At 55.0% G+C, this 23,046-nt stretch carries 18 protein-coding genes; 14 read left to right on the top strand and 4 right to left on the bottom strand.

Annotation, left to right across the window (positions count from 1 at the left end; all coding sequences use genetic code 11):
- Positions 1–156: 156 nt before the first annotated feature.
- The 9 genes from W02_RS03345 to W02_RS03305 all read left to right on the top strand — a co-directional run bounded on the left by W02_RS03345 (position 157) and on the right by W02_RS03305 (position 12,707).
- Positions 157–822: a hypothetical protein gene (locus W02_RS03345; protein WP_173044789.1), complete on the top strand. Its 666-nt coding sequence runs from the start codon at positions 157–159 to the stop codon at positions 820–822.
- A 214-nt stretch (positions 823–1,036) separates the two neighbouring features.
- Complete coding sequence (gene xrtD, locus W02_RS03340; protein WP_173044787.1) at positions 1,037–2,620, top strand: VPLPA-CTERM-specific exosortase XrtD; 1,584 nt, start codon at positions 1,037–1,039, stop codon at positions 2,618–2,620.
- A gap of 26 nt (positions 2,621–2,646) precedes the next feature.
- Positions 2,647–4,284: a glycosyltransferase family 4 protein gene (locus W02_RS03335; RefSeq protein WP_173044785.1), complete on the top strand. Its 1,638-nt coding sequence runs from the start codon at positions 2,647–2,649 to the stop codon at positions 4,282–4,284.
- A 43-nt stretch (positions 4,285–4,327) separates the two neighbouring features.
- Positions 4,328–6,718, top strand: a complete 2,391-nt coding sequence (locus tag W02_RS03330; RefSeq protein WP_173044783.1) for a tetratricopeptide repeat protein — start codon at positions 4,328–4,330, stop codon at positions 6,716–6,718.
- Positions 6,719–6,724: 6 nt separating this feature from the next.
- Positions 6,725–7,345 carry a polysaccharide biosynthesis/export family protein gene (locus W02_RS03325; protein WP_232068639.1) on the top strand — a complete coding sequence of 207 codons (621 nt, stop codon included), beginning with the start codon at positions 6,725–6,727 and terminating at the stop codon, positions 7,343–7,345.
- A 71-nt stretch (positions 7,346–7,416) separates the two neighbouring features.
- Positions 7,417–8,595 carry a hypothetical protein gene (locus W02_RS03320; RefSeq protein ID WP_173044781.1) on the top strand — a complete coding sequence of 393 codons (1,179 nt, stop codon included), beginning with the start codon at positions 7,417–7,419 and terminating at the stop codon, positions 8,593–8,595.
- Between the two features lie 17 nt (positions 8,596–8,612).
- A complete protein-coding gene (locus tag W02_RS03315) occupies positions 8,613–10,382 on the top strand; it encodes a Wzz/FepE/Etk N-terminal domain-containing protein (RefSeq protein ID WP_173044779.1) in 1,770 nt (589 codons plus the stop codon).
- A gap of 33 nt (positions 10,383–10,415) precedes the next feature.
- Positions 10,416–11,246: a CpsD/CapB family tyrosine-protein kinase gene (locus W02_RS03310; RefSeq protein WP_173044777.1), complete on the top strand. Its 831-nt coding sequence runs from the start codon at positions 10,416–10,418 to the stop codon at positions 11,244–11,246.
- 66 nt (positions 11,247–11,312) lie between these two features.
- Complete coding sequence (locus tag W02_RS03305; RefSeq protein WP_173044775.1) at positions 11,313–12,707, top strand: AAA family ATPase; 1,395 nt, start codon at positions 11,313–11,315, stop codon at positions 12,705–12,707.
- A gap of 18 nt (positions 12,708–12,725) precedes the next feature.
- Here the strand turns inward: W02_RS03305 and W02_RS03300 are convergent, their stop codons facing one another.
- Positions 12,726–16,391, bottom strand: coding sequence for an aldo/keto reductase (locus tag W02_RS03300; protein WP_173044773.1), 3,666 nt, complete (start codon positions 16,389–16,391; stop codon positions 12,726–12,728).
- 174 nt (positions 16,392–16,565) lie between these two features.
- Between W02_RS03300 and W02_RS03295 the strand changes: the two genes are divergently transcribed.
- The 3 genes from W02_RS03295 to rnd all read left to right on the top strand — a co-directional run bounded on the left by W02_RS03295 (position 16,566) and on the right by rnd (position 19,953).
- Positions 16,566–18,008 (top strand): NAD-dependent malic enzyme, encoded by a 1,443-nt coding sequence (locus W02_RS03295; RefSeq protein ID WP_173044771.1) that lies wholly within the window; start codon positions 16,566–16,568, stop codon positions 18,006–18,008.
- A 128-nt stretch (positions 18,009–18,136) separates the two neighbouring features.
- Positions 18,137–18,742, top strand: coding sequence for a J domain-containing protein (locus W02_RS03290; protein ID WP_173044769.1), 606 nt, complete (start codon positions 18,137–18,139; stop codon positions 18,740–18,742).
- Complete coding sequence (gene rnd / locus W02_RS03285; RefSeq protein WP_173044767.1) at positions 18,739–19,953, top strand: ribonuclease D; 1,215 nt, start codon at positions 18,739–18,741, stop codon at positions 19,951–19,953. The genes W02_RS03290 and rnd overlap by 4 nt, the downstream gene beginning before the upstream one ends.
- 29 nt (positions 19,954–19,982) lie before the next feature.
- Here rnd and arsC read toward each other — a convergent pair whose 3' ends face one another.
- Positions 19,983–20,333: an arsenate reductase (glutaredoxin) gene (gene arsC, locus W02_RS03280; protein ID WP_173044765.1), complete on the bottom strand. Its 351-nt coding sequence runs from the start codon at positions 20,331–20,333 to the stop codon at positions 19,983–19,985.
- 100 nt (positions 20,334–20,433) lie between these two features.
- Between arsC and W02_RS03275 the strand changes: the two genes are divergently transcribed.
- The gene (locus W02_RS03275) at positions 20,434–20,805 is read left to right on the top strand and encodes a hypothetical protein (RefSeq protein WP_173044763.1); all 372 of its coding nucleotides are present in this window, start codon (positions 20,434–20,436) and stop codon (positions 20,803–20,805) included.
- A gap of 10 nt (positions 20,806–20,815) precedes the next feature.
- On the opposite strand, the gene W02_RS03270 is transcribed toward W02_RS03275, so the two are convergent.
- Positions 20,816–21,268, bottom strand: coding sequence for a hypothetical protein (locus tag W02_RS03270; RefSeq protein ID WP_173044761.1), 453 nt, complete (start codon positions 21,266–21,268; stop codon positions 20,816–20,818).
- A 127-nt stretch (positions 21,269–21,395) separates the two neighbouring features.
- Between W02_RS03270 and W02_RS03265 the strand changes: the two genes are divergently transcribed.
- A complete protein-coding gene (locus W02_RS03265) occupies positions 21,396–22,529 on the top strand; it encodes a citrate synthase (protein WP_173044759.1) in 1,134 nt (377 codons plus the stop codon).
- A 256-nt stretch (positions 22,530–22,785) separates the two neighbouring features.
- Here the strand turns inward: W02_RS03265 and W02_RS03260 are convergent, their stop codons facing one another.
- Positions 22,786–23,013 carry a hypothetical protein gene (locus tag W02_RS03260; protein WP_173044757.1) on the bottom strand — a complete coding sequence of 76 codons (228 nt, stop codon included), beginning with the start codon at positions 23,011–23,013 and terminating at the stop codon, positions 22,786–22,788.
- Between the last annotated feature and the right edge of the window lie 33 nt (positions 23,014–23,046).

Raw genomic sequence — 23,046 nt, 5'->3', positions numbered from 1 at the left:
TTGCACTGTGTCCGTAGGGTATGACCAACAGGCACATTTGATCCTCTGTTTGTATCCCTGCGATTTCAACTAGATAATGGGTGGTTGTGCGGTCTGGGATTTGCTTATCCGAAAGCCGTGCAGAATGGACCACCTTTAATCGAAGGAGAGATCGGTATGGAGATTATCAAGCAGGGGCCGCTGAAACGAATTCTGCTGCCTGCGATCACATTGTGTGTCTTGCTGTTGCAGAGTCCAGCTCATGCGGCATTGGTGAGCTATTCATTTACCGGAAGCGTGGGGCAAGTTAACGGTGCGTTGTTGCCGACGATCAACCCGACCTCTTCTGTTTCCGGGACGTTTCAGTTTGATAACACGCTTGCAACGGGTGGGAATTATCCTGGCGTCGTGACAAATATGACGCTGTCTGTCGGCGGATACACGTCTTCGTATGCACCGGGAGCCAACACTGTTTCGGTTTTGAAAGGGATCGATCTTGGCGGTGGCATGCTGGGCGACCGTTGGCGGCTGGTGACGGCGGCAACAGGCGCTGCAGTCAACGGGTACACGCCGAGTTCCTTCGATCTGAATCTGGATCGAGAGGGGAGTCTGTTTGCAAATACGAATTTGCAGAATCCGCCAAGCCTCTCCTCCTTAACAGGGACACGATGGAGACTTGTATTCGAAAATGCACAGGGGGATCTGGTTCGGGTCCAGGGTTCACTGAACAAACTCACTGCGGTGCCCCTGCCGGCTGCGGTGATCTTGTTCGGAGCGGGTCTTATTTCGTTGGTAGGACTGGGGGCCGGGGGCTTGCGGAATCTTCAACGTACCCAAGCATAAGCTCACTCGAAGGTGAGGCGCGATGGGCTTGGTATCCTCGTTGGGTGCCAAGCCCTTTCTTTGTAACACTGCTCTTAATTCCCAATCCCATTCACCGTGCGTGCAGATGCGGAGTGTGTCATGGAACATTTGTGTGGAGCGCTCCGGTTGGACACTCGGTGTTCCAGTTGTGATGAACTTGTCTTGCCCGAGATCCAATACCGCTGAGGTTGTGATGAGCGGCAAGCTGGCCTTGGCATCCAGCCTCTTTTTCCTAATCGGCATTCTCGGGTATCTCTTTTCCGACAGTCTCAGAGTCTTGTTTACCTATTGGACCGAGAGCGAGGATTACAGTCATGGATTGTTCGTGCCATTCATCAGTCTCTTTCTGGCATGGCAAGCACGTCATCGCATCGCGGCTGTTGGGATCCGTTCATCTTGGTACGGTCCGGCTATTATCGCCATAGGATTGGCCTTCTATTGGGTCGGTGAATTGGCGGCACTCTATGCGTTTCAACACCTGGCTTTATGGGTGATCATCGTGGGAGTCGTCGTTTCATTGATTGGCTTGCGAGCGGCTCGAGAGGTAACGTTTCCACTGTTGTATTTGTTGACCAGTATTCCGCTCCCCGTATTTCTGTATGCCGGCCTGTCGAGCCGGCTCCAGTTATGGTCATCAGCTTTGGGCGTGGGATGTCTCCAGTTTGTCGGAGTAATAGCCTTTCGAGAAGGAAATGTCATCGATCTGGGACCCGTTCAGCTCCAAGTTGTCGAGGCATGCAGCGGTATCCGCTATATGCTCCCGCTGCTCTCGCTCGCACTTCTGTGCGCGTATCTGTTCAAGGACCGGTTATGGAAACGCGTCATATTAGTAGTGTCTTCCGTACCGATTTCGATCTTAGTCAACGGATTTCGTATCGGGATGATCGGTGTGATGGTGGAGTGGCATGGTCAGTCTGCCGCAGAAGGCTTTTATCATTTGTTCGAGGGGTGGGTGCTGTTCATGGCCAGTCTGGGGTTGCTTATCCTCGAAATGTGGATTCTAACGATAGTCGATCCTGTCGGCACCGGGAGGTCATTGAGCGATCGTTTCAGCTGGATCGACCGTTCTCCGGTTCGGATGGGGAGCCCGCTCCCATCCTCTCACAGTCGTATGGGTCAAAGAAGTCTATCGACAACCCCTGCGTATCTTTGCAGTGTCGCGCTGCTTGTCCCAGCAGCAGTCGCTTCTGTGTTTATTGGAGAGCGTGTAGAAGTCGCTCCGGAGAGGCGCATGTTCATTGATTTTCCCATGCATTTGGATGAATGGACCGGGACGCCTCAGTTGTTGGAAAAGCAATATATCGACGCTCTGCACTTCGATGACTATGTGCTGGCCGAATATATATCGAACGATGGCTATCCCATCAGCCTCTATAGCGCCTATTACCGCTCTCAACGGAAGGGCCAATCTGCACATTCTCCACAGAGTTGCCTCCCAGGCGGTGGATGGGAAATCGAGTCGTTAAAGACCATGGATGTGCCCCTGTACCACGGATTTCCGCAGCCGATGCATATGAATCGGGCATTGATCAAGAAAGATAATCAGCGGCAGGTCGTCCTCTATTGGTTCAAGCAGCGTGATCGAATTTTGGCCAGTGAATATCTTGTGAAGTTCTATTTATTATGGGATTCCTTGTCCAGAAGCCGCACAGACGGAGCGCTCGTACGCATCGCGTCATTGGTGGGACCAGGCGAGTCGGAGGAAAACGTCAATCGTCGCTTGGAGAAATTCGTGTCGACCGTCGTGCCGGAATTGAACCGTTATGTGCCTGACTAAGAACTAAGACAGGTTGGACTGATCGCATGAACAGCGAATTGTTTTTCAGCTTTATGACCTCGCTCCTGATCTGTATGGCGCTCATTCCGCCGCTCCGACTCATGGCGGCTCGATTTCGATTTATGGATATTCCAGGCGAGCGCAAGGTGCATGCGCACCCGGTGCCACGCGTTGGAGGAATCGCATTTGCCGTCGGTACTTGTATCAGTATTGCGTTGTGGGCACCGAGGGACGGAACGACATTATCTGTTCTTTTCGGGAGCGTGATCATACTTGGATTCGGAGTATGGGACGATCGTGTGGATCTCGGATATCGGATGAAACTGCTGGGCCAGATGCTTGCCGCCATGGTCGTGATCCTGATCGGAGGAATTAAATTTGGCACCGTTCCGTTCATGATTGATGCTGAGTTACCCGTGTGGATTGGGATACCCATCACGCTGATATTTCTCATCGGTGTTTCAAATGCCGTCAATTTGACCGATGGGTTGGACGGTCTTGCCGGCGGGCTGTCCTTTTTAAGTCTTTCAGGGATTGCCTACCTTGCGTATCTTTCACACGACACGACGGTTCTGCTGCTGAGCATTCCGTTGCTCGGCGGCCTTCTAGGATTTCTGCGATACAACACATATCCAGCTCGAATTTTCATGGGAGACGGGGGAAGCCAATTACTTGGATTCATGATGGGGGTATTGGCCGTTATGGTGACTGATTCGGCACGTGGTCCGTTCAGTCCGAGCCTCGCATTATTTCTTCTGGGCTTGCCCTTTCTTGACACATTGGGTGTCACGGCACAACGTATCGCAGAGGGCCGGTCGCCATTCGTCGGAGATCGCGCTCACATCCACCATAAATTGCTTGCGGTAGGTTTGTCTCATTACGAGGCCGTGATCGTCATCTACGCGATTCAAGCAACAATGCTTTGGATGGCCTACCTACTCAGATGGCAGTCCGATTTGCTCATTATTCCGCTGTATCTGACAATTGCAGGATCAGTCCTTGGCATTTTTATCGCAGCCGGGCGTGGCGTTCAGCCGTTAACGGCCTCCCGGGACGGGCGTTTTCTGTCTAGCGTTCGGATAAGCGGGCTGATGAACGGGCCATGGCTTACCGACATGCCCATTCGATTTCTAGCCGTGGCCGTGCCGCTTTTTCTGGTTGGCTTAGTGTTGCTTCCGGGGCAGGTACCATCGGATGTGGGCTACCTCTCATTCGCGCTCTTTGGGATTGTACTGGGAGGCCTATCGTTTTTCCCAAGGTTTGTTCCGTATTTTGTCCGTGGAGGGCTTTATGTCGGAACCACCTTCCTTCTTTATGTCAGCGAGGATTCATGGCTTCGGACCGTGACGGCTTTCAGCATGACTCACAAAGTGTTTTTTGTAATTGTGGCGATTATGGTGTTTCTCTGTCTTCGATTCGACGAACAGAGTAGATTTCAGACAACCCCCTTGGACTATCTTATGGTGTTTCTGGCGGTCATTTTCCCTTTGCTGCCAGAAGTCAGCCAGAATATTTCCAAATTAGGACTGTTCTCGGCGAAATTGATTGTCCTATTCTTTTCGTTTGAGTTGCTGTTACATGCGTTCTCAGACCGAGTTAAGCAACTCGGCCTTGTTTCATTGTGGATTTTATTCGGTCTTGGCATACGGATGTGGATATGGTGAGCACCACGGGGTTACAGATACCAAGACGAACACGGGTGGGAACATGAATATCATGTTGTTACAAGCATTAGCAGTTGTGGGAATCGCGGCAGCTCTGATGGCCTGCGGGGGACCGGAAGAGCGTAAAGCTAAATATCTCACCAAGGCTCAGGAATATATTGAGGTCAGCAACTATCCTAAAGCTCGAGTCGCACTTCGGAACGTGTTGAAAATCGATCCCAAGGATGCTGACGCCTACTATTTGTTTGCTCAAGTGGAGGAGAGGGAAAAGAATTGGCGCAATGCCGTCCAGCTCTATCAAGAAGTCGTCGAACTGGTTCCGAATCACGCGCCGGCATTGGTCACGCTCGCCAAGTATTATCTTGAAGCCCGCCTCACCTCCCACGTCATTACGACTGCCGATAAGGTCCTTGCATCACATCCGAACCATCCTCAGGCCCTCGCCTTGAAGATTGCGGTGAAGGGTTCTGAAGGAAAGGTGAAAGAAGCCATCAATGAAGCTGAAGAGTTGTCCTCACGATTTCCGGCCGAGCCGGACGTGGCCATCATGCTTGCCACTTTGTATGGAGTCGAATCACGATTTCGGGAAGCGGAGGCCGTGCTCGACCGCGCCCTGCAGGCGCACCCCAGAGACATGGATCTTCTGAACAATCTCAACAGTCTTCTGTTGCAGGAAAAGAATATGGCAGGGGCGGAACGAATTGCCCGCAAAATGATCGAGGTCGAGCCTTCTTCTTTCGATCACCGGCTTCGGCTCGCCCGTCTGTTGGACAGCCAGGGCGATACCGGCAAGGCCGAAGCGATACTTCGGGATGCCGTTGCACTTGAGCCTGATAACGAGCAACGACGTTTGATTTTAGCGGACTATCTCGGGAACCGGAAAAGGATCTCCGAAGCAGAACGTGTGTTAGTAGATGCCGCATCGCACCTGCCTCGTTCGACCGCGATCCGATTTGGATTGGCTGCGCATTATCTGGCGAACGGACAGCATGAGAAGGCGCGAGCTATGTATGTGGCTGTCGCTGAAGAATATCGGGAAAAACCAGCTGGGCTCCAAGCCAAGGTGGACTTGGCGGAACTCGATTTGCGTCTCGGCAAGCAGGTTGACGCAGAGCGGCAGGTCCAGGAAGTGTTGAAAGAGAATCCGCGGTCGTCCGAGGCCCTTGTTCTCATGGGCCGAATGGCGTTGGCGAGAAGAAACGGTAAAGAGGCTGTCCAAGCGTTCCGCACGGTTCTTCATGACCGCCCGGAACTGGCAACGGTGCAGTTTCTGTTGGGGCAGGCTTATCAGGTCACCGGAGAAATCAATCTCGCGAAGGAAAGTTTTGAACGCGCGGTGGCCTTGTATCCCGGCCAAGTGGATGCAAGGCGCTCGCTGGCGGCCTTGGATACCCAGAGTGGGCGGCATGGTCAGGCACGAGCCCGCTTGGAGGATCTACTCAAACAGCGCCCTGATGATATAGCCGCGCTCGACATGTTGATGACTCTCGACCTGATGACCAAGAACTGGGTGGAGGTCGAGCGCACCCTTTCGAAACTGCGCAATGCTTCGAAGAACGGCTATGCCGCTTATTGGGCCGAAGGACGATATCGCGAGATGCAGGGGCAGATGGACGAGGCCGCTCGTGCGTATGAACGTGCAACGGGGTTAGCTCCCAACGAACCGGAACCACTTCTCGCACTGATCAAGTTGGAAGTTGGTAGGGGGTACCTCGATCAGGCTGGGAAACGGCTGGACGCGCTACTGGCGAATCATCCCGATCATGCGTATGCACATGGACTGCTCGGAGAAGTTCTTGCCCTTGGCGGCCGGCATGCGGATGCCGACACCCATTTCCAGAAGGCGACGTCGGTAAATCCCCGGTGGATCACTCCCTGGCTGGATTGGGCGGGATTGTGGGTGGCGCAAAAGCAACCAGGGAAGGCCATTGAGGTCCTGCAGGTCGGTCTTAGAGCGAACGACAGCAGTGAGGAATTGTACATGCTTCTGGCGCTGGCTCACTCGGAGCAGGGACAAATCGACAATGCGATTGGTTCATACGACCAGGCGCTTCGGCTGAATCCTCGCAATGTCCTTGCGGCCAATAATTTGGCTGTTTTGCTCGTTGATCACAAGAGCGATCCCCAGAGCCTTCAGAAAGCCTTTGCGCTGAGCCGGGATTTCGAAAAAGAGGCGCCTCACCCTGCTTTCCTTGATACGCTCGGCTGGGTTCGATTCAAGATGGGGCAGCAGGAAGAGGCACTCAGATTGATAAAAGATGCCGCGACCAAATTGCCTCGAGCCGCAGCCATCAATTATCACCTGGGAATGGCCTACTATCGTTCTGGCAGGACAGCGGAGGCACGAGGATATCTCTCCAAAGCCGTCCAGAGTCCTGATAGTTTTTACGGGCGGAAAGAGGCCGAGGATGTTTTATCTCAAATGAGAGGATAGGGTACGATGTTGATGGCTTCCGTTGCGAACTCATATCGACAAACTGCCGGAGTAATCGCATTACTGCTGATAATGACGATCGGAAACACGTCATGCCAGGAATTCGATGTGTTGGGGGCTCAACCTACTTCAGCAGCCGTCGATGCCGGGTATCGCCTGGGCGCGGAAGACGTCATGTTGATTTCAGTGTGGAAAGACGAGCAGTTGACGCGGGAAGTCGTGGTCAGGCCTGACGGTATGTTCTCATTTCCGCTGGTCGGAGATATTCAGGCCGAAGAGCGAACCGTTGAAGAGATTCGTCTGGATTTGGTCAAGCGGCTGGTCAAATATTTCCCGAATCCGAACGTTTCCGTTGCCGTCATCAAGGTGTTGAGCTACAAGGTCTATGTGGTCGGACGAGTGAATAAGCCCGGTGAGTATCTGATCGGACATTATACCGATGTGCTGCAAGCCTTGAGTCTTGCCGGGGGGCTCACTCCATTCGCGGGCGAAAACGATATCAAAGTTATCCGTCGCGTCAAGGGCCAGCAGCAGGTATTTCCTTTTCGCTACAGTGACGTTCGGAAGGGAAGAGATCTTGAACAGAATATCCTGTTGCAACGGGGCGATGTAGTCATGGTTCCGTAACGGTCGTGGTACATCTATTATGGAATGTGATCTGCTATCGTGGCAGGCATCTTCGATGGTCAGACCGATGTGTGTCGGCTCTGATCGTGCTGGGCTTGCTGGGAATAGGTGTGGAATATGAAACCATGGCAGCAGAGTGGTCATTGTTGCCATATATCGGAGTAAAGGGCGTGTATAACAGTAACCTGCTTCTTACACCGCTGCCGCATGAGGAAACGTATGGCTTTTGGGTCTCGCCTGCGGCTGAATTTGCCGGCAAAACCGAACGCTTGGAGGTGAGCGGGCGGGTTGCGTCGGACTTCGTCTCCTATTATGGGGGAGAGAGCACGTCGTTCACCAATATATTTCTCCCTCTGACCGTACGCTATAAGACGGAGAAGGATCAATTTGGATTCACCGGAGGATTCACCCGCGACAATACGCTGATGAGCGAACTTCTGACGACCGGCGTCGTGCTGCGGTTTACCCAACGAAATCAGTTCAACGCCTATCCCACCTGGACAAGGAGTATCACGGAAAAGTTCTCATTGCAGGGGGCGTTTCAATTTTCCAACACGACCTATGAGGACGGCCTTCGCCTGGGTTTGGTCGATTATCAATTATATGGGGGGTCGGGCGGATTGCTCTATCAGACAACCGAAAATGATCAAATTCAACTTGCCGGCACCTATGCCGCATTTCATACGACAGATTCTCCGTCTTCGTTCAGGGCGAACATTCCAGGAATCAACTTGAGTATAACGCATACATTCACTGAATCACTCACTGGAACCGTATACGGCGGACCGAAATTTCTTAATTCAACGTCCGAATCGCCTGGGACGAGTGTGTCGACGCGAGATACGGTGTGGGTATTCGGGGCTAACATGTTGAAGAAATTCGAGAGTTCCTCCGTCCAGCTCTCTGCGTCTCGAGAGATCATCCCGAGCGGTTTCGGGCTGCTTATTCAGACGGACAAACTCGCGGCGTTATTGTCTCACAATATGAGCGAGAATATCACGCTGTCGTTCAATGCCAACGCGTATCGAGTCGAAGGTTTGACCGAGCGTTCGCTCGGAGGTGCCTTCCCGAATCAGACGTACTTTTCCTTCAGCCCTGCAGTGGCATGGAGATTCTTGGAATGGTGGAGAATGCAACTGTCCTACACGTACGGGCAGCGTGATGTGACAGGATCGATTGGTATCGCCGACTCCAATGCTACGATGTTCACGATCACGTATTTTCCTCCAAAGTTGGCCATTTCAAATTAACGATGTGATTCGACCTTATGACCACACCGCATAAAGCCCACACGGCGTCCGCGCAGAGCATCCAAGACTATGTCTCGATTTTTCATCGACGCAGAAAGCTGATTCTGTCGTGTGGAGGGGCACTCTTGCTTCTCAGCATGCTCGCCGCATTGCTGTGGCCTCCTACCTACAAGTCGATGGCGACGATCTTGATTGAAGAGCAGGAAATTCCTTCCGATCTCGTGCGCTCGTCTATTACGAGTTACGCCGATCAGCGGATTGAAACCATCAAGCAGCAGGTGATGAGCCGTACCACGCTATGGAAGGTCGTGGAGCAGTTCGATTTATACGCCGAGTTGCGAAAGACGAGTCCGATCGAGGAGGTAGTCAAGCGATTCATCAGAGATATCGACGTGGAAGTGATCAGCGCCGATGTCGTAGACAAGCGCACCCAGCATCCGACCAAGGCGACCATCGCGTTTACCGTTGCCTATGAAAGCCGATCTCCGGAAGTGGCGCAAAAAGTGGCGAATGAACTGACGAGTTTGTTTCTCGGGGAGAATCTAAAAAGCCGGGAACGGCAAGCGCAGGAGGCTACCGCGTTTTTGCAACAGGAAGCCGAAAGTCTCGCCAAGCACATCGGTGAGGTCGATGCCAAGATCGCCGGGTTCAAGCATCAGGCCAAAGGAGCGCTTCCCGAGTTGACACCGCTGAATCAGCAACTGATGAACCAAGCCGATCGCGAATTGATGGACGTTGAACAACAGATACGTAGTCTCGAAGAACGAAAAAACTATCTCGAAGGTGAATTGGCCACTATCAAGCCGCATACGCCGATCATCTCCGCGAGCGGTGAGAGAATTCTGGATTCGGCCGAACGCCTTCGAGCTCTCCGGGCGGAGTATGCGGGAACGGCGGCAAATCTTTCCCCGGATCATCCCGACATCATGCGGATGAAGCAGGAAATCGGCGCTTTGGAGAAGGAAACCGGACATGTTCCTGAGGCCGATGAGGCCACCAAGGCGCTCGTGGATGCCCGCGCCACATTGGCAGAATTTTCTGAACGTCTGGGAAAGGATCACCCGGATGTCGTGAGCACGATGCGGAGGATCGAGGCGCTAGAACAGGAGGTGCGGAATATCAAAGCCAAGCCTTCGAAGAAAAACCTTGCTCCACGCCCTGAGAACCCTGCATATATCAACCTCCAGGCCCAATTGAATTCTGCCAATTCCACGCTCGATGCTCTCAGGAAGACCCGTGGAGAAGTCAAACGCCGGCTCAATGATTATGCGTCCAGACTCGAACGAACTCCCGAACTCGAACCGGACTATTTGACGCTCACCCGTGATCGCGACACGTCCGGTCAAAAATATCAGGAAATCCGTTCCCGTTTGTTGGAAGCGAAAGTCTCAGAGGGGCTGGAGGTTCAACGGAAAGGGGAGCGGTTCTCGTTGATCGATCCACCGAGTCTGCCGGAAAAGCCTGAAAAACCCAATCGGCCGGCCATTGCGGTTCTAGGATTCATTCTCGCACTTGCTGGAGGGTTCGGCGCAGGAGCAGCGGCCGAGAACTTGGATCATTCCGTAAAATCTCCTGAACAGCTCGCTCATGTGACACAACTGTTCCCGCTTGCAGTGATTCCGTTTATGCCGAACGAAAGCGATCTCTCACGGGCGATCAATCGGCGAAGACTGATCAGAGGGGCCGGGGTGGCTGCGGTGGTCGTCGTCCTCGTCCTTGTCCATGTCTTCTGGTCTCCGTTGGACGTCATCTGGTATTCAACCGTCAGGCGATTCGGGATGGAGTAAACGGGCGCAATGTATCGCATGTGAGGAAAACGAATGGACCGCTTGAGGGCTGCAATACAGATATTCAAAGAACAACAGGGGGGACGACCTGCTCCTCCCATCAGTTCCGTTCAGGGATCCGGTCAGGCTGTACCATCCTCGATCGTCTATACACGTACGAAATCGCTGAATGTTCCGCTCTCGGTCTTGCGTGAGCGGCGTGTGATGGCAGCGTATAACAAGGGACCCTTTGTGGACGCGTTCAAGATCCTGCGCACGCAGGTCATGCATCGGTTACGCGAAAACGGCTGGAATGTCGTTGGGGTAACCAGTCCCGGTTATGGAGAGGGTAAGACGTTGACCGCCGTCAATCTTGCGGTCAGTCTGGCGATGGAAATCACACAAACCGTGTTGCTCGTGGATGCCAATCTTAGAAGTCCGAGCATCCATGAAGTGTTTGGGTTCAATGATGCTCCGGGGCTTGCGGACTTTCTCCTCGACGATTTCCCTGTCGAGGATCTGTTGATTCATCCCGGCATTGGTCGCTTCGTACTCTTGCCCGGCGGGAGGTCTATTCCTAATTCGACGGAAGTTCTGACATCGCCGAAAATGCTTGCTTTGGTAGAGGAATTCAAGCATCGTTATCCATCCCGTGTTGTTATTTTCGACCTGCCGCCTCTCCTCCATACGGCAGACGTACTGGCATTTTCTCCCTATACGGATGCATTGCTACTGGTCGTAGAGGAAGGAAAAACTACGGTCGAAGAGGTTCAGCGGGCTCTTTCGCTGATGAAAAACTCTCGACCCGTGCTGGGGGCCGTCATGAACAAGGCAGGGAAGTCATCGGCGACGCCTGCCAACATGTGGAAGATGTTGGCTCATTGATGTGCTACTGCGCAGGTAGGCGCCAACTCCTGGGATCTTCGGCCACATGCAGCGGGAATAAGAGCAATGTACGAATCATTCTATAATCTTCGCGCCAAACCGTTCGCCCTGCTGCCGGACAGCGATTTTCTCTACCCCGGCTCCATACACCGGGCCGCCTACAGCCTTCTCGAATACGGCTTGCTCAGTCAGGCTCCATTCATCGTCCTGACCGGTGATCCTGGAATGGGGAAAACATCCCTTTTACAGAAACTCATCGCGGAGCATGGGACAAAGCATTCAATCGGGCTTGTGACCAATGCCCGATACGATATCGATCATCTTCTTCCATGGATTCTCTTGGCCTTGAAACTGACTCAGAAGCGTCTGGATCCGGTCGAAGCGTACCACATGTTTTCCGAATTTCTTCTTCGAGAATCGAAACAGCATCGGCGGGTTATTTTGGTCATTGACGAGGCACAGAGTCTCGGGGCGGAACTGCTCGAAGAATTGCGTTTGCTGTCCAATCTCAACGATGGAAGAACCCTCAAGCTGCAAATCATTCTTTCGGGACAGCCCGATCTCCACACCTTGTTGAAGCGTATCGATATGACGCAATTCGCCCAGCGGATCGTTGCCGACTATCATCTCGAACCTCTGTCTGAAACCGATACGGCGCAGTACATCCGGCACCGGCTTCAGATCGCCGGCGGACATCCCACACTGTTAACGGATCGGGCATGCAAGCTCGTTCACCGCTTGAGCAGAGGAAATCCACGTTTGATCAATCAAGTGTGCGACATTGCCTTGACGTATGGGTTCGCCGAGCAGGCAAGGATTATCACGTCGAAACTGGTCGCCCAGGCAGCGTTCGATCGGACGAGAGGAGGGATTCTGCCTCTGTCCGCCAAAGAAGATCTGAGCGGACTGGCAAACGCGCCGGAAGACACGACCGAGGTCGAAGCTTCGTCCATTCCCTGTCCGCCAACCAGGCCTTCGGCTCAGAGGTTCGACTCAGCTCCGCTCCGATCCGTCGGTTCGCCGGAGCGGTGTTACGTTCAGGGCATGTCGTTGAAGAATGACGGGCGGTTGAAGGAAGCCATCGACATGTTCGAACTGGCGAGCAAGAGCGCATCACATTGGTTGAAGGCACATGCGCAGATCGGGCTCTGTTATAAAACGATGGGTGAGCCACAGTCCGCCATTCAGGCGTTCCGCAATGCCCTCAACGATCAATCCGCCTCCCGCAAAGATGTGAATGACGTGCAGTATTTTTTGGGCAGGACACTGGAATCGATCGGTCAGAACGCGGAGGCGCTGTCGGTGTACCGACGTATTACGCAGGTCACCCCCGCCTTTAAGGACGTTTCCTTCCGGATCAAAGAACTCTCCGTGCGTCCGAGGGATGCACAGGCGGGCCGCTTACAGCCTCAGACTGCGAATGGGTCTTGGTTGAAACGCCTGATTGGCAATCCCAAGTAGACCCCCTCTCGTCCTTCTTCACAGCGATTGCGCCGCTCGTCTTGCCGCGAGGTACACGCTCTTGACGTCAGCGAGAGGTTTCCAGTTCATGACTTCCAGGGCGTCATCGACGTAAACACGCGTCCGCATGCCGACCAAGACACAGGCGATGCCCGGTGTGCTCACGAGAGTCCAGAGCGCTTTGCGGGAGAGCGTCTTCTTGCCTTGTTCGGCCGGTAAGACAGAATGAAGGGCAGCCGTCACGGCCTGTGCCCGCGATGCGCTTTTGACACTTGCGTCATGACGCAAGCCACCCAAGAGAGCGAGAAGTTCTTGGACATAACGATCTCTCCATGTTTCCCATTGCTCGGCTGACGATTGGGGGATGAGGCGGGGCATTGATTGCAGAACCTGGTTGACGTGCGGAGCGATCATCTGATGCTCGATCTGTTCCCAATGCTCCAATCCCTGAATTTTCTCCCGAAGACCTCCGAGTTCATCAGCCCATCGAAAGAACTCAGCGGGCGCAGTACCTTCTCCTCCGTGCGGAATGACGGGCGCAAGGGTTGCACGATACTCATCTTCGAGCTTCTTGACGATCGTTAATTGATTCAGGAGATCGATCGGCGTTCCTTCCGGCGGCACTTCTGCCAGGCGCAACATTCCTGATTCTCGCGTAGCCATGGCATTCAACGGGCGATTGACCAGGACGGCAAGTTTGTATTTCTGTGCGACGGTCAGGACTGAATCTGTCTCCTGCTGTGTGGAATCGGTCGGTAAGAATGTGCTGCTTTCGAACAAATTCATGGGACACTGCAGCACGGCAAAATGGCGTTGCCGGTCGGCGGTGAGATAACGGTGGAGTGACGTGGCATCCGGATCAGATTGATCGGCGGCAACGGTATTGGAAGATACTCCATACCATCGGATGCGTCCGTTCGATACCTGCGAGTCGAGATAGTCGAAGGCCAGGGCGACACGCCGATAGAACTCATCACGAGCCTGTTCCCGCTGTTGGGGATTTCCATGCCGGGTGATCTCGGAAAGAAAATATTCGGGATTATGAAGCAGGCAGACGTCCAGAGTGGCCACCCCGAGACGATCGAGTGAGGCCGTCAGTTGATCGGCCAGGAAGTCTGGATGGATGCAATGCCAGATGCCGTCTCCATACTTGACCATATCAGGGTACGGATGATTGGCCTGTTCCCTGGCCTGCGCGCGTCTGAGGTTTTCTCCCTGGACATATCCGATCTTCGACACGACGATAATTTGATCGCGCGACACGATCTTACGATTGATGACCTCTTTGAGAACGGAACCGATCAGCCGTTCGCTTTCTCCGTCCATGTAATTGGTGGAGGTATCGATGACATTCACGCCTTCGGATAGCGCTTTGGTCAACGCCGCGCTGAACTCCGGATTGCTGGAGTCCACGCGGTAACCGCCGAAACCCAACTTCGAAGCGGTGAGTCCAGTCGAACCGAACGGCCCATATCCATGTTCGCGCGAGCCGGACCGGTGGGGCCGATGAACCATGGAGGCGGCGAAGCGTGCCGTTCCTTCCGGAGTAGCGGCGCCCGGAAGCGGAGAGTCCGCAAGGAGGGATTGGCGGAAAGCCGACTGTCCTTGATCGGCTGCGGCCACGGCCTGCAGGGCCTCGAGCGGATCTGTGACCGGGCGCTGGCATGTAAAATTTCGGCAAATATATAAAGCGGGTTTGCCTGCAGCCGATCCTTTGCCGGACAAAAGAGGATGGGCTGATTGTCCGTCGGCTCTCGTTGTCAGGGCGATGATTCTATTGGGCAGGTACCGCTTGCCGATCGCTCCGCGCAACGTATTCGAAGCAGAACCGGCCTCCTCTCCGACGACGGCCAGTTCGAGAGGGCCTTCCGTGAGAAAATCCACGACAGCAAGGCTCTTGGCGAAGGCACGGGGGTAGCGCGAGATTTGTTTCCCATAGGACCGTATGGCGCGAACCGCGGCATTACGGAAATCCTGCCGATCATCGTGATAGGAGAGCCGCGCTAGGAGAGAAGCAGCCACTGCGTTACTGCTGGGAGTGGCGCCGTCCGCGCCGTCGCGTCCACGGACGATTAATTGTTCATGATCGTCGGCGGTCGTAAAAAAGCCTCCATGGTCCTTGTCTTCAAACGAGTCCAGAATGCGGACGCCGAAGCCGAGCGCGGCGTCCAAATACCGATCGTCTCCGCAGGCTTCGTAGAGATCGACCAATCCTTCACCAAGATAGGCGTAATCTTCCAGCACGCCATTGAGATGTGCGTGCCCGTTTCGAGAGGTCCGGAGTAACTGACCCGTTTCGGAAAGATGCACGCGAAGCAGAAAATCGGCCGCACGACGCGCCGCATCGATGAAGCGGGCAACGCCCAACACCCGCCCGGCCTCGGCCATGGCAGCGATCATCATCCCGTTCCATGCGGCAATGATCTTATCGTCCAGACCAGGAGGCACTCGCGCGCTGCGGGCCTGATAGAGGGCCGGCCGAACTCTGCGCATCGTTTCCGTCAATTCATCAACGGTGACATCCAACTCTTTGGCCACAGATTCGATTGGACGGAGTCGATTTGGGATGCTCCGGTGTTCCCAATTACCCTTCTCGGTAATGTCATAGCAGGCACAGATCCGACGGCTGTCTTGTTCATCGGCCAGCACCTTCCGGACATCCTCGGGTGTCCACACAAAAAACTTCCCTTCGACCCCTTCGGAATCTGCATCCGTTGCGGAATAAAATCCGCCTTCAGAATCCGTCATCTCTTTCAAAATGTAATCCAGCACCTCCATGACGACCTGCCGGTAGGTGGCCCGACCCGTAACCTGAAACGCTTCGAGATAGGTGCGGGTCAGGAGCGCGTTGTCGTAGAGCATTTTTTCGAAATGCGGCACCAACCAGCGCTCGTCGGTCGAGTAGCGTGCAAACCCTCCGCCTACATGGTCATAGATGCCGCCGGCGGCCATGGCGTCCAGTGTCTTGGTTACCAGGCGGAGCGTGTGGGGATCGCCGGTCCGCCGGTGACAGCGCAGAAGGAGTGAGAGGCCTGCAGCCGGAGGGAATTTCGGTGCCTGGCCGAATCCCCCGAACCGTTCGTCAAACAGCTGGCTGAATTCGCGAACCGCGTCGTCAAACACGGCATCATCGACGGAGGCGGGGAGCGCAGTCTGGGACTCTGCCTTAAGGCGGTCCGTGAGTTGGCGGGCCTGTTGTCGTAGGTCTCCGGGATTCTCTTCCCAAATGGCCGCAATCTTTTTCAAGATCGCTGGGAATCCAGGCCGTCCCCAACGGTCCTCTGGAGGGAAATACGTTCCCGCGAAAAACGGCTGCTGTTCGGGGGTGAGGAAGACCGTCATCGGCCAGCCGCCCTGACCATGATTCAATGTGACGGTCGCTTGCATATAAATGTCATCGAGATCGGGTCGTTCTTCGCGATCGACTTTAATGCAGACGAAGTGACGATTCATGAGTGCGGCGATGGTCTCGTTCTCAAAAGATTCCCGTTCCATGACGTGACACCAATGGCAGGCCGAATACCCTATGGACAAGAGAATCGGACGGTTGAGCCGTTTGGCCGTTGCAAGGGCTTCGGGCCCCCACGGATACCAGTCGACCGGATTGTGTGCATGTTGAAGGAGGTAAGGACTGGTTTCAGTGCTCAAGCGATTGGCACGTGATGAATTAGGTGGCGAGGACATACGGCCACCTTAACACTCGTCCGAAACTCCGATCAATGGAACAAATGAGGATGCGGTCTCACGTAAGGCTGCATGAGGAAATTGCAGCATCTGTGATGTTGTTGGATTATTTCCTGGGTGCGTGTGCGATGACCGGGTATAATTAAGAGAGCACCGCACGTGTTGATACGTCGGATGAACGACATCGGACCGTATTCCAACTATCGGCTCACCGCTCGAATCGCTCTCGCGAACAAGCCTGGCATGTTTGCCAGGGTGGCCTCCGCATTGGCCGAGGAGGGTGCCAACCTTGGCGCCGTGGATCTGGTTTCGGCCACCGCCGATCTGATGGTACGCGATATCACCTTCGATGCGCGGAACGAGTCTCACGGTGACCGCGTCGTGCAGCGTCTCGGTCGGATAGAGGGCGTAACCGTGTTGTCCGCATCCGACCGCGTCTTCCTTCTTCACCTGGGTGGAAAAATCAAGGTCCAAAGCAAACTGCCGGTCAACACGAGAAATATTCTCTCGATGGTGTACACGCCCGGGGTCGGGCGCGTGGCGCAGGCCATCGCGAAGGATAAGGCAAAGGCCTATGCGTTTACGACCAAGAGCAACAGCGTTGCGGTCGTGACGGACGGCTCGGCCGTGCTGGGCTTGGGTAATCTCGGCCCTGAAGCCGCTCTTCCCGTGATGGAGGGAAAAGCCATGCTGTTCCGGGAACTCGCCGGAATCGATGCGTGGCCGATCTGCCTGAATACGCAACAGACGGACGACATCGTTCGAACTGTTCAGGCGATTGCCCCCGGTTTCGGCGCCATCAATTTGGAAGACATCAGCGCTCCGCATTGTTTTGACGTGGAATCACGCCTGAGATCGTCCTTGGATATTCCCGTGATGCACGACGATCAGCATGGGACCGCGGTCGTGCTCCTTGCGGCATTGAGCAATGCCCTGGAGATCATCGGCAAGAAGTTGGAGGACGTCCGCGTCACGGTGAATGGTCTGGGTGCCGCCGGAACCGCCTGCTGTCGGATGCTGCTTGCAGCCGGAGTCTCGCATCTGTTGGGGTGCGATAAGGAGGGAATCATTCTCTACGGAGAGGCGGAGGAATTGCGAGCCTGCAGAGCCGACCTACGGGCCTGTCTGACCAGAGACCGGCCGAGAGGAACGTTGCGCGATGCGTTGCGTGGAGCAGATGTCTTCATCGGCCTCTCAGTCGGAAACCTCTTGCAGGCCGATGACCTTGACGTGATGGCGAAAGATCGCATCGTGTTTGCCATGGCCAATCCCGATCCCGAAGTGGCGCCGGAATTGGCTGTTTCCCATTGCCGGATCTTTGCGACCGGCCGTTCGGATCTGCCCAACCAAATCAACAATGCGTTGGCGTTTCCAGGAATCTTTCGCGGGGCGCTGGACGTGCAGGCGACGACCATCAATGAGGCGATGAAGCTTGCAGCCTCCAAGGCGTTGGCGGAAGCCATTCCCCGTGCGGCCTTGAGCGAAGACTACATTATTCCCAGCCTCTTCGACAAAGAAGTGGTGCCTCGAATAGCTCGAGCCGTTGCTGGCGCGGCTTATGAAACAGGCGTCGCACGCCGGCGCAACAAGGTCGGAGAGGATCTGACCTCCTCGTGAGCTCTCGCCGCAGGGCCGTCGTCTTCTCCGATGCTGCTTATCTCACTTCAGCAGTGCGAGCCGCCTATGCTACAATAGCCAAAATTTAGGCCGAGATCGATCTGATGCCATTTTCGTCGGTAAAATTCATGAAATTCCGTGCTGGCATGAGCAAACGGATCGGCTCGCTCAGGACGAAGACGGAAGACAGCATAGACGTGGCCGTCGATACGATGATGCAAGAACGGGTGGACAGTTACTTCCGTGTCGAACAGGGTTTGGATGAAATTATCAAATCCCTGCTGCAAATAGAGGAAGAATTGGAACAGATTTGTGACCTTTCGGGCGCAATGCGCCTCGAGTCGCGGCTTGAGTTTGTAGAGGATCGCTGGGACGACTTGGACAGTGAAATCCGCGAACGGCCCCGCCGGCGTCGCCGAAAGATCAGCTTGGCCGACATGCTGAAAGCGGCGAGCGGTGGCGGCGGAGATCTCTCACAAAGTTCAGGCGTAAACAACGCGGTCGACGCGTACGCCATCATGGGGGTCGAATTCGGCAGTTCACTCGCCGATGTGACGACGGCATTCCGTCAAAAGGCCAAAGCGCTGCATCCTGATGCGAACAATGGTGATCGCAGCTCCGAGCCGGAACTTCGGCGCATGCTCGAAGCCTATCAGTTTCTCAAAGAGTATCTCAGTCTCAGCAATACCGAACCGATGCGCCCACCTGATCGGCCGTACAGTCCTGCAGAATGACCGATACGTCCACAGCACGCCCCTCGTACATCACATCGCGGAGAGATCTTGAAGAACTCTCCGACCGGCTCCGTTCCCATTCGAGGATCGCCCTTGATACCGAATTCGTGGGAGAGGAGAGTTTCGTCCCGAAGCTCGAACTGATACAGGTGGCGGCCGGCAACGTCTCAGCCGTGATCGATTTCCCTGCCGTCCAAACCGATGGTTCGCTCGATGTCTTCTGGGATGTGGTTTGCGACCCTCGGATCGAAAAGATATTTCACGCCGGCCGACAGGATCTGGACCTCATCGCCGGCCATGCCGGACAGATCCCCAAGCCGTTTTTCGATACTCAGGTGGCTGCCTCGATGCTGGGCTATGGCGCGCAAATCGCCTATGCCAATCTCGTGCAACGCGTGATCGGAACGAAACTCGCCAAAGCGCATACCTTTACAAACTGGAGCGCACGCCCGCTGTCTAACGATCAGATTGTCTATGCGGCGGAAGACGTCCAGTTTTTGCTCTCTATCCACACGGTGCTTCTCAATCGACTGGAACATCTTGGGCGTCTTGAATGGGTGCAGGAAGAGTTTGCCCGCCTGGAAGCTGCCGTAGGGGAAAAGGGACGCGAACCGCTCGACCGGTACCAACGCATTCGGGGCTGGGACAGTCTCAGGCCGAAACATGCTGCTGTGCTTCGCGATCTCGCCGCATGGCGTGAGTCAGAGGCCCGACGCCGGAACGTGCCGCGAGGGCGGGTGATGCGCGACGAAGTCCTGCTTCAGTTGGCCAGACATCCCGCGCGCACGCTGGACGAATTGCGAGGCGTACGGGGTCTGCATGCGTCTGAGGCCGACCGCCATGGTGAGCATCTTCTCAAGTTGATTGCCTCGACACTGGCATCGCCTCCGGCGTCGTGGCCCGAGGTGCCGCGGGAGCGGAAACCGGAGCCGGAATCACGTGGAGTGGTGGAATTGCTGCAAGCCATTCTCAAGGCGCGAGCGGCCGAGGCGGAAATTGCTCCTACACTCCTGGCCACGAGCGCGGAGATTCAAGCGATGGTGGACGCTGCGGAAAAACAGGTGCCAATCGATCTTCCGGTGTTACGCGGCTGGAGATATACCATTGTCGGTGAACTGCTGACGCGGGTCCTCAATGGAAGCGTGGCCGTGTCTATCGATGCCGCTTCGAGATCGTTGCGAGTGACTCCGATGACCAATCCCGGCACATGATTCCTGCCAAGGACTCGGGACCCGTTCTGTCAGAGCATGGCCTTGACGGTTTCCGCAGGCCTCGCCAGCATGGCTGCATCTCCCTTCTCGACTAGAGGCCGCTGGAGCAGATCCGGGTGCGCGATCATCAAGTCAATCAGTTCGCCATCGGAGTGGGAGGTTTTTGCCAGTTCGAGTTCCTTGTAGATGTCTTCTTTTGTCCGGAGAGCATCCTTGGGGGATAACCCGGCCTTCTTGAACAAGGACATGAGTTGGGACTTCGTAAATGGCTGTTCGTAATAATTCACAGCGGTGAACGGCTTGCCGCTTTCCTTGACGAGCTGCAGCACTTGTCGACAGGTCGAGCACGTGGGTTTTTGATAAATGATGATTCCGGCCATGCCTCATCTCCTTGATGATTGATTGCCTCGCTTGGTCTTGACGGAATTTTTGCCGCTATGATAGATGGTGTCCCCTCGATCGGCTGAATACGATTCCCACATGCCTATTGCAGGAACCAGTTCGAGCGGTCAATTCTCGTGCGCGACGTCCGACCACCGCACTTTGCGCGATCTTCGCATCAAACGCAAGGGACAGCCGGTCTTCGTCATCGGTCACTTGATTGATCGCAAAGGGCAGGAAGCGACCTTCGAGGTATTTAATGATCGTCTCGCCGTGGTCAAATTTCCCGATGGCGTGGCCGTCGGATATGACCCGTTCGAGCTCCTGCTTCCCACGGACATAGATCCTGATGGAGTGGCCTATTTCGAAATTCGCGGCTGTGCGATATGCGGCCAGCTCTTTCCTCTCACAGGAGAAGAGTGCGATGCCCCGCAGGAACCGACGGCGTGCCCGGATTGTCGAGATCAATAGGCGGGTGGACTCAATCGACGAGCGGTGCGATGTCAATGGCCTTCTTAATCAGGCAGTCGCCTGCAAATGACTGGAGTGTCATCGGAAGCATGCTTGCATCGATGACCCGTACGGTCGTCACTCGATAACCCTCGGGAACCTTCGCTCCGTCCGCGCGCAGGGCGTGACAAATTTCCAGCTTCTTCCAGACCGGATTACTCAGAATCGAATCCGATGCGATCAACCTGGTGTCTGATGCCACATCGTTGATCGATGCCTTCACCGCTACGTGTGTCTTGTCTTTCGGCGCCTCGCTGACCACGGCAAAAATCAGCAGTTCCTCTTCAGCAGCCCCGGTTCCGGGCGCGATGAGAACAGCCAGTGCCGGCAGAGCGAAGACGACCAGGTGAACAAGCGAGATTGCAGCGAGCGAGAAACCGTGGAACATCTGATTGTGATCGGCAGGCGAGGTCAAGCTACTCACGTGATCGTTCCGCTTCAAGAGTCATTTCAGTATGCCAATCGCATGCGGGCTTTGCAAGGTCGCCGGGATTCGGCTTGCGCCACGGCATGGAAAAGAGCAGAGTACGAACCCGGGAGGAGAGAGCGTTATGCCACATGATTTCATGCCGGGTTTAGCCGGGGTCCCCGCAGCCAAATCGGCGATCAGCGATGTTGATGGAGATCGAGGTCTTCTCGAGTATCGAGGCATCCGAGTCGAAGAGCTCTGCGATCGATCGTCTTATCTGGAAACGACATATCTCCTCCTGTTTGGACGATTGCCGTCACCGCAGCAGCTGGCAAAATGGAACGAAGACGTCATCGGTCATCGTCGCCTGAAGTACATGATTGTGGACCTCATGAAGTGTTTGCCGGATCAGGGGCATCCGATGGACGCGCTGCAGGCGGCCGTGGCGGCGCTCGGTATGTTCTATCCGGGTCGTCACGTCAAGAGCGAAGACAACAACTACTGGTCGGCGGTGCGTCTCGTCGCCAAACTTCCGACGATCGTGGCCGCCTGGGCTCGCTTGCGGCATGGCGACGAGGTCATCGTGCCGCGGGATGATCTTGGCTTCAGCGAAAACTTTCTCTACATGTTGACTGAATCGGAGCCGCCTCCGCTCTGGTCGGCCGTCTTCGACGATTGTCTCATTCTGCATGCCGAACATACGATGAATGCATCGACGTTCACCGGCATGGTCACGGCATCCACTCTGGCCGATCCTTATACCGTGGTGGCGTCGGCGATCGGAGCATTGAAAGGGCCGCTGCACGGGGGGGCGAACGAGGAAGTCGTGCAGATGCTCAGGGACATTGGCACCGTCGAGCGGGTCCGTAGCTATGTGGATGAAAAAATACGGCGCAAGGACAAACTCATGGGTTTTGGTCATCGGGTCTACAAGGTCAAAGACCCGAGAGCCGTTGTGCTACAGCGACTGTGCGAGCGCCTGTTCCAAGAATCCGGACCGTCACCATTATATGAAATCGCCATGAAGCTGGAGCAGGTCGCGGGAGAATCCTTGAATGCCAAGGGTATCTACCCGAACGTCGATTTTTACTCCGGTATTGTCTATGACAAAATGGGCATCGATATCGACCTCTTCACGCCCGTTTTCGCAATCTCCCGGGTCTCTGGATGGCTTGCGCATTGGCTGGAGCAGCTTCGGGAAAACAAGCTGTTCCGTCCCGACCAGATTTACGCGGGGGACCACAACCGACCCTACATCCCCATAGACCAGCGCTGAGCCGATATTCCGTGACGGTCTGGAGCCGTATCCCATTTGAAGCCGACGCCGACACGACGGAGAAAGTGACCTACGTTCTGTCGGCTTGAGAGGTGATGTAGACACTGTGTTTGTGTGAATTCGAGCCGACATTATGGGGCATCGGCCAATAGGGCACGGAATGACGGGCGGATGTTGAAGAGAATCACATCGAGAACAATCAGACGAAGTGTGTCTTGAGGGAAGTCGATGAATGGAGGTGCGGGCTGGCTGTGGGCTATCGTTCTCGCATGACGAGTTCCCACAGAGCCTCGTCAATGTGGTGGCGAAGCACGTAACGGTTCGTATCGCTCGCCATGATCCGAAAGTAACAATGTTGATCGGTGTCCCAGCGTTCGACGATATCGATAATGTCCAGCCGTTGTCCCTTCAGGGTGAATAAACGGGGCGTGTCCTCTCCCTTAAATCCCGGATAGGTTTCGACCATGACGATTGCATCGTTCATCGTGCCGCTCTTGTGCTTGCGGGGGACCTGAGT

It is taken from the genome of Nitrospira sp. KM1 (assembly GCF_011405515.1).
Taxonomy (GTDB): Bacteria; Nitrospirota; Nitrospiria; order Nitrospirales; family Nitrospiraceae; genus Nitrospira_C.
Note: the sequence above shows the minus strand (reverse complement) of the source record. Positions and strands in the feature narration are given on the sequence as shown.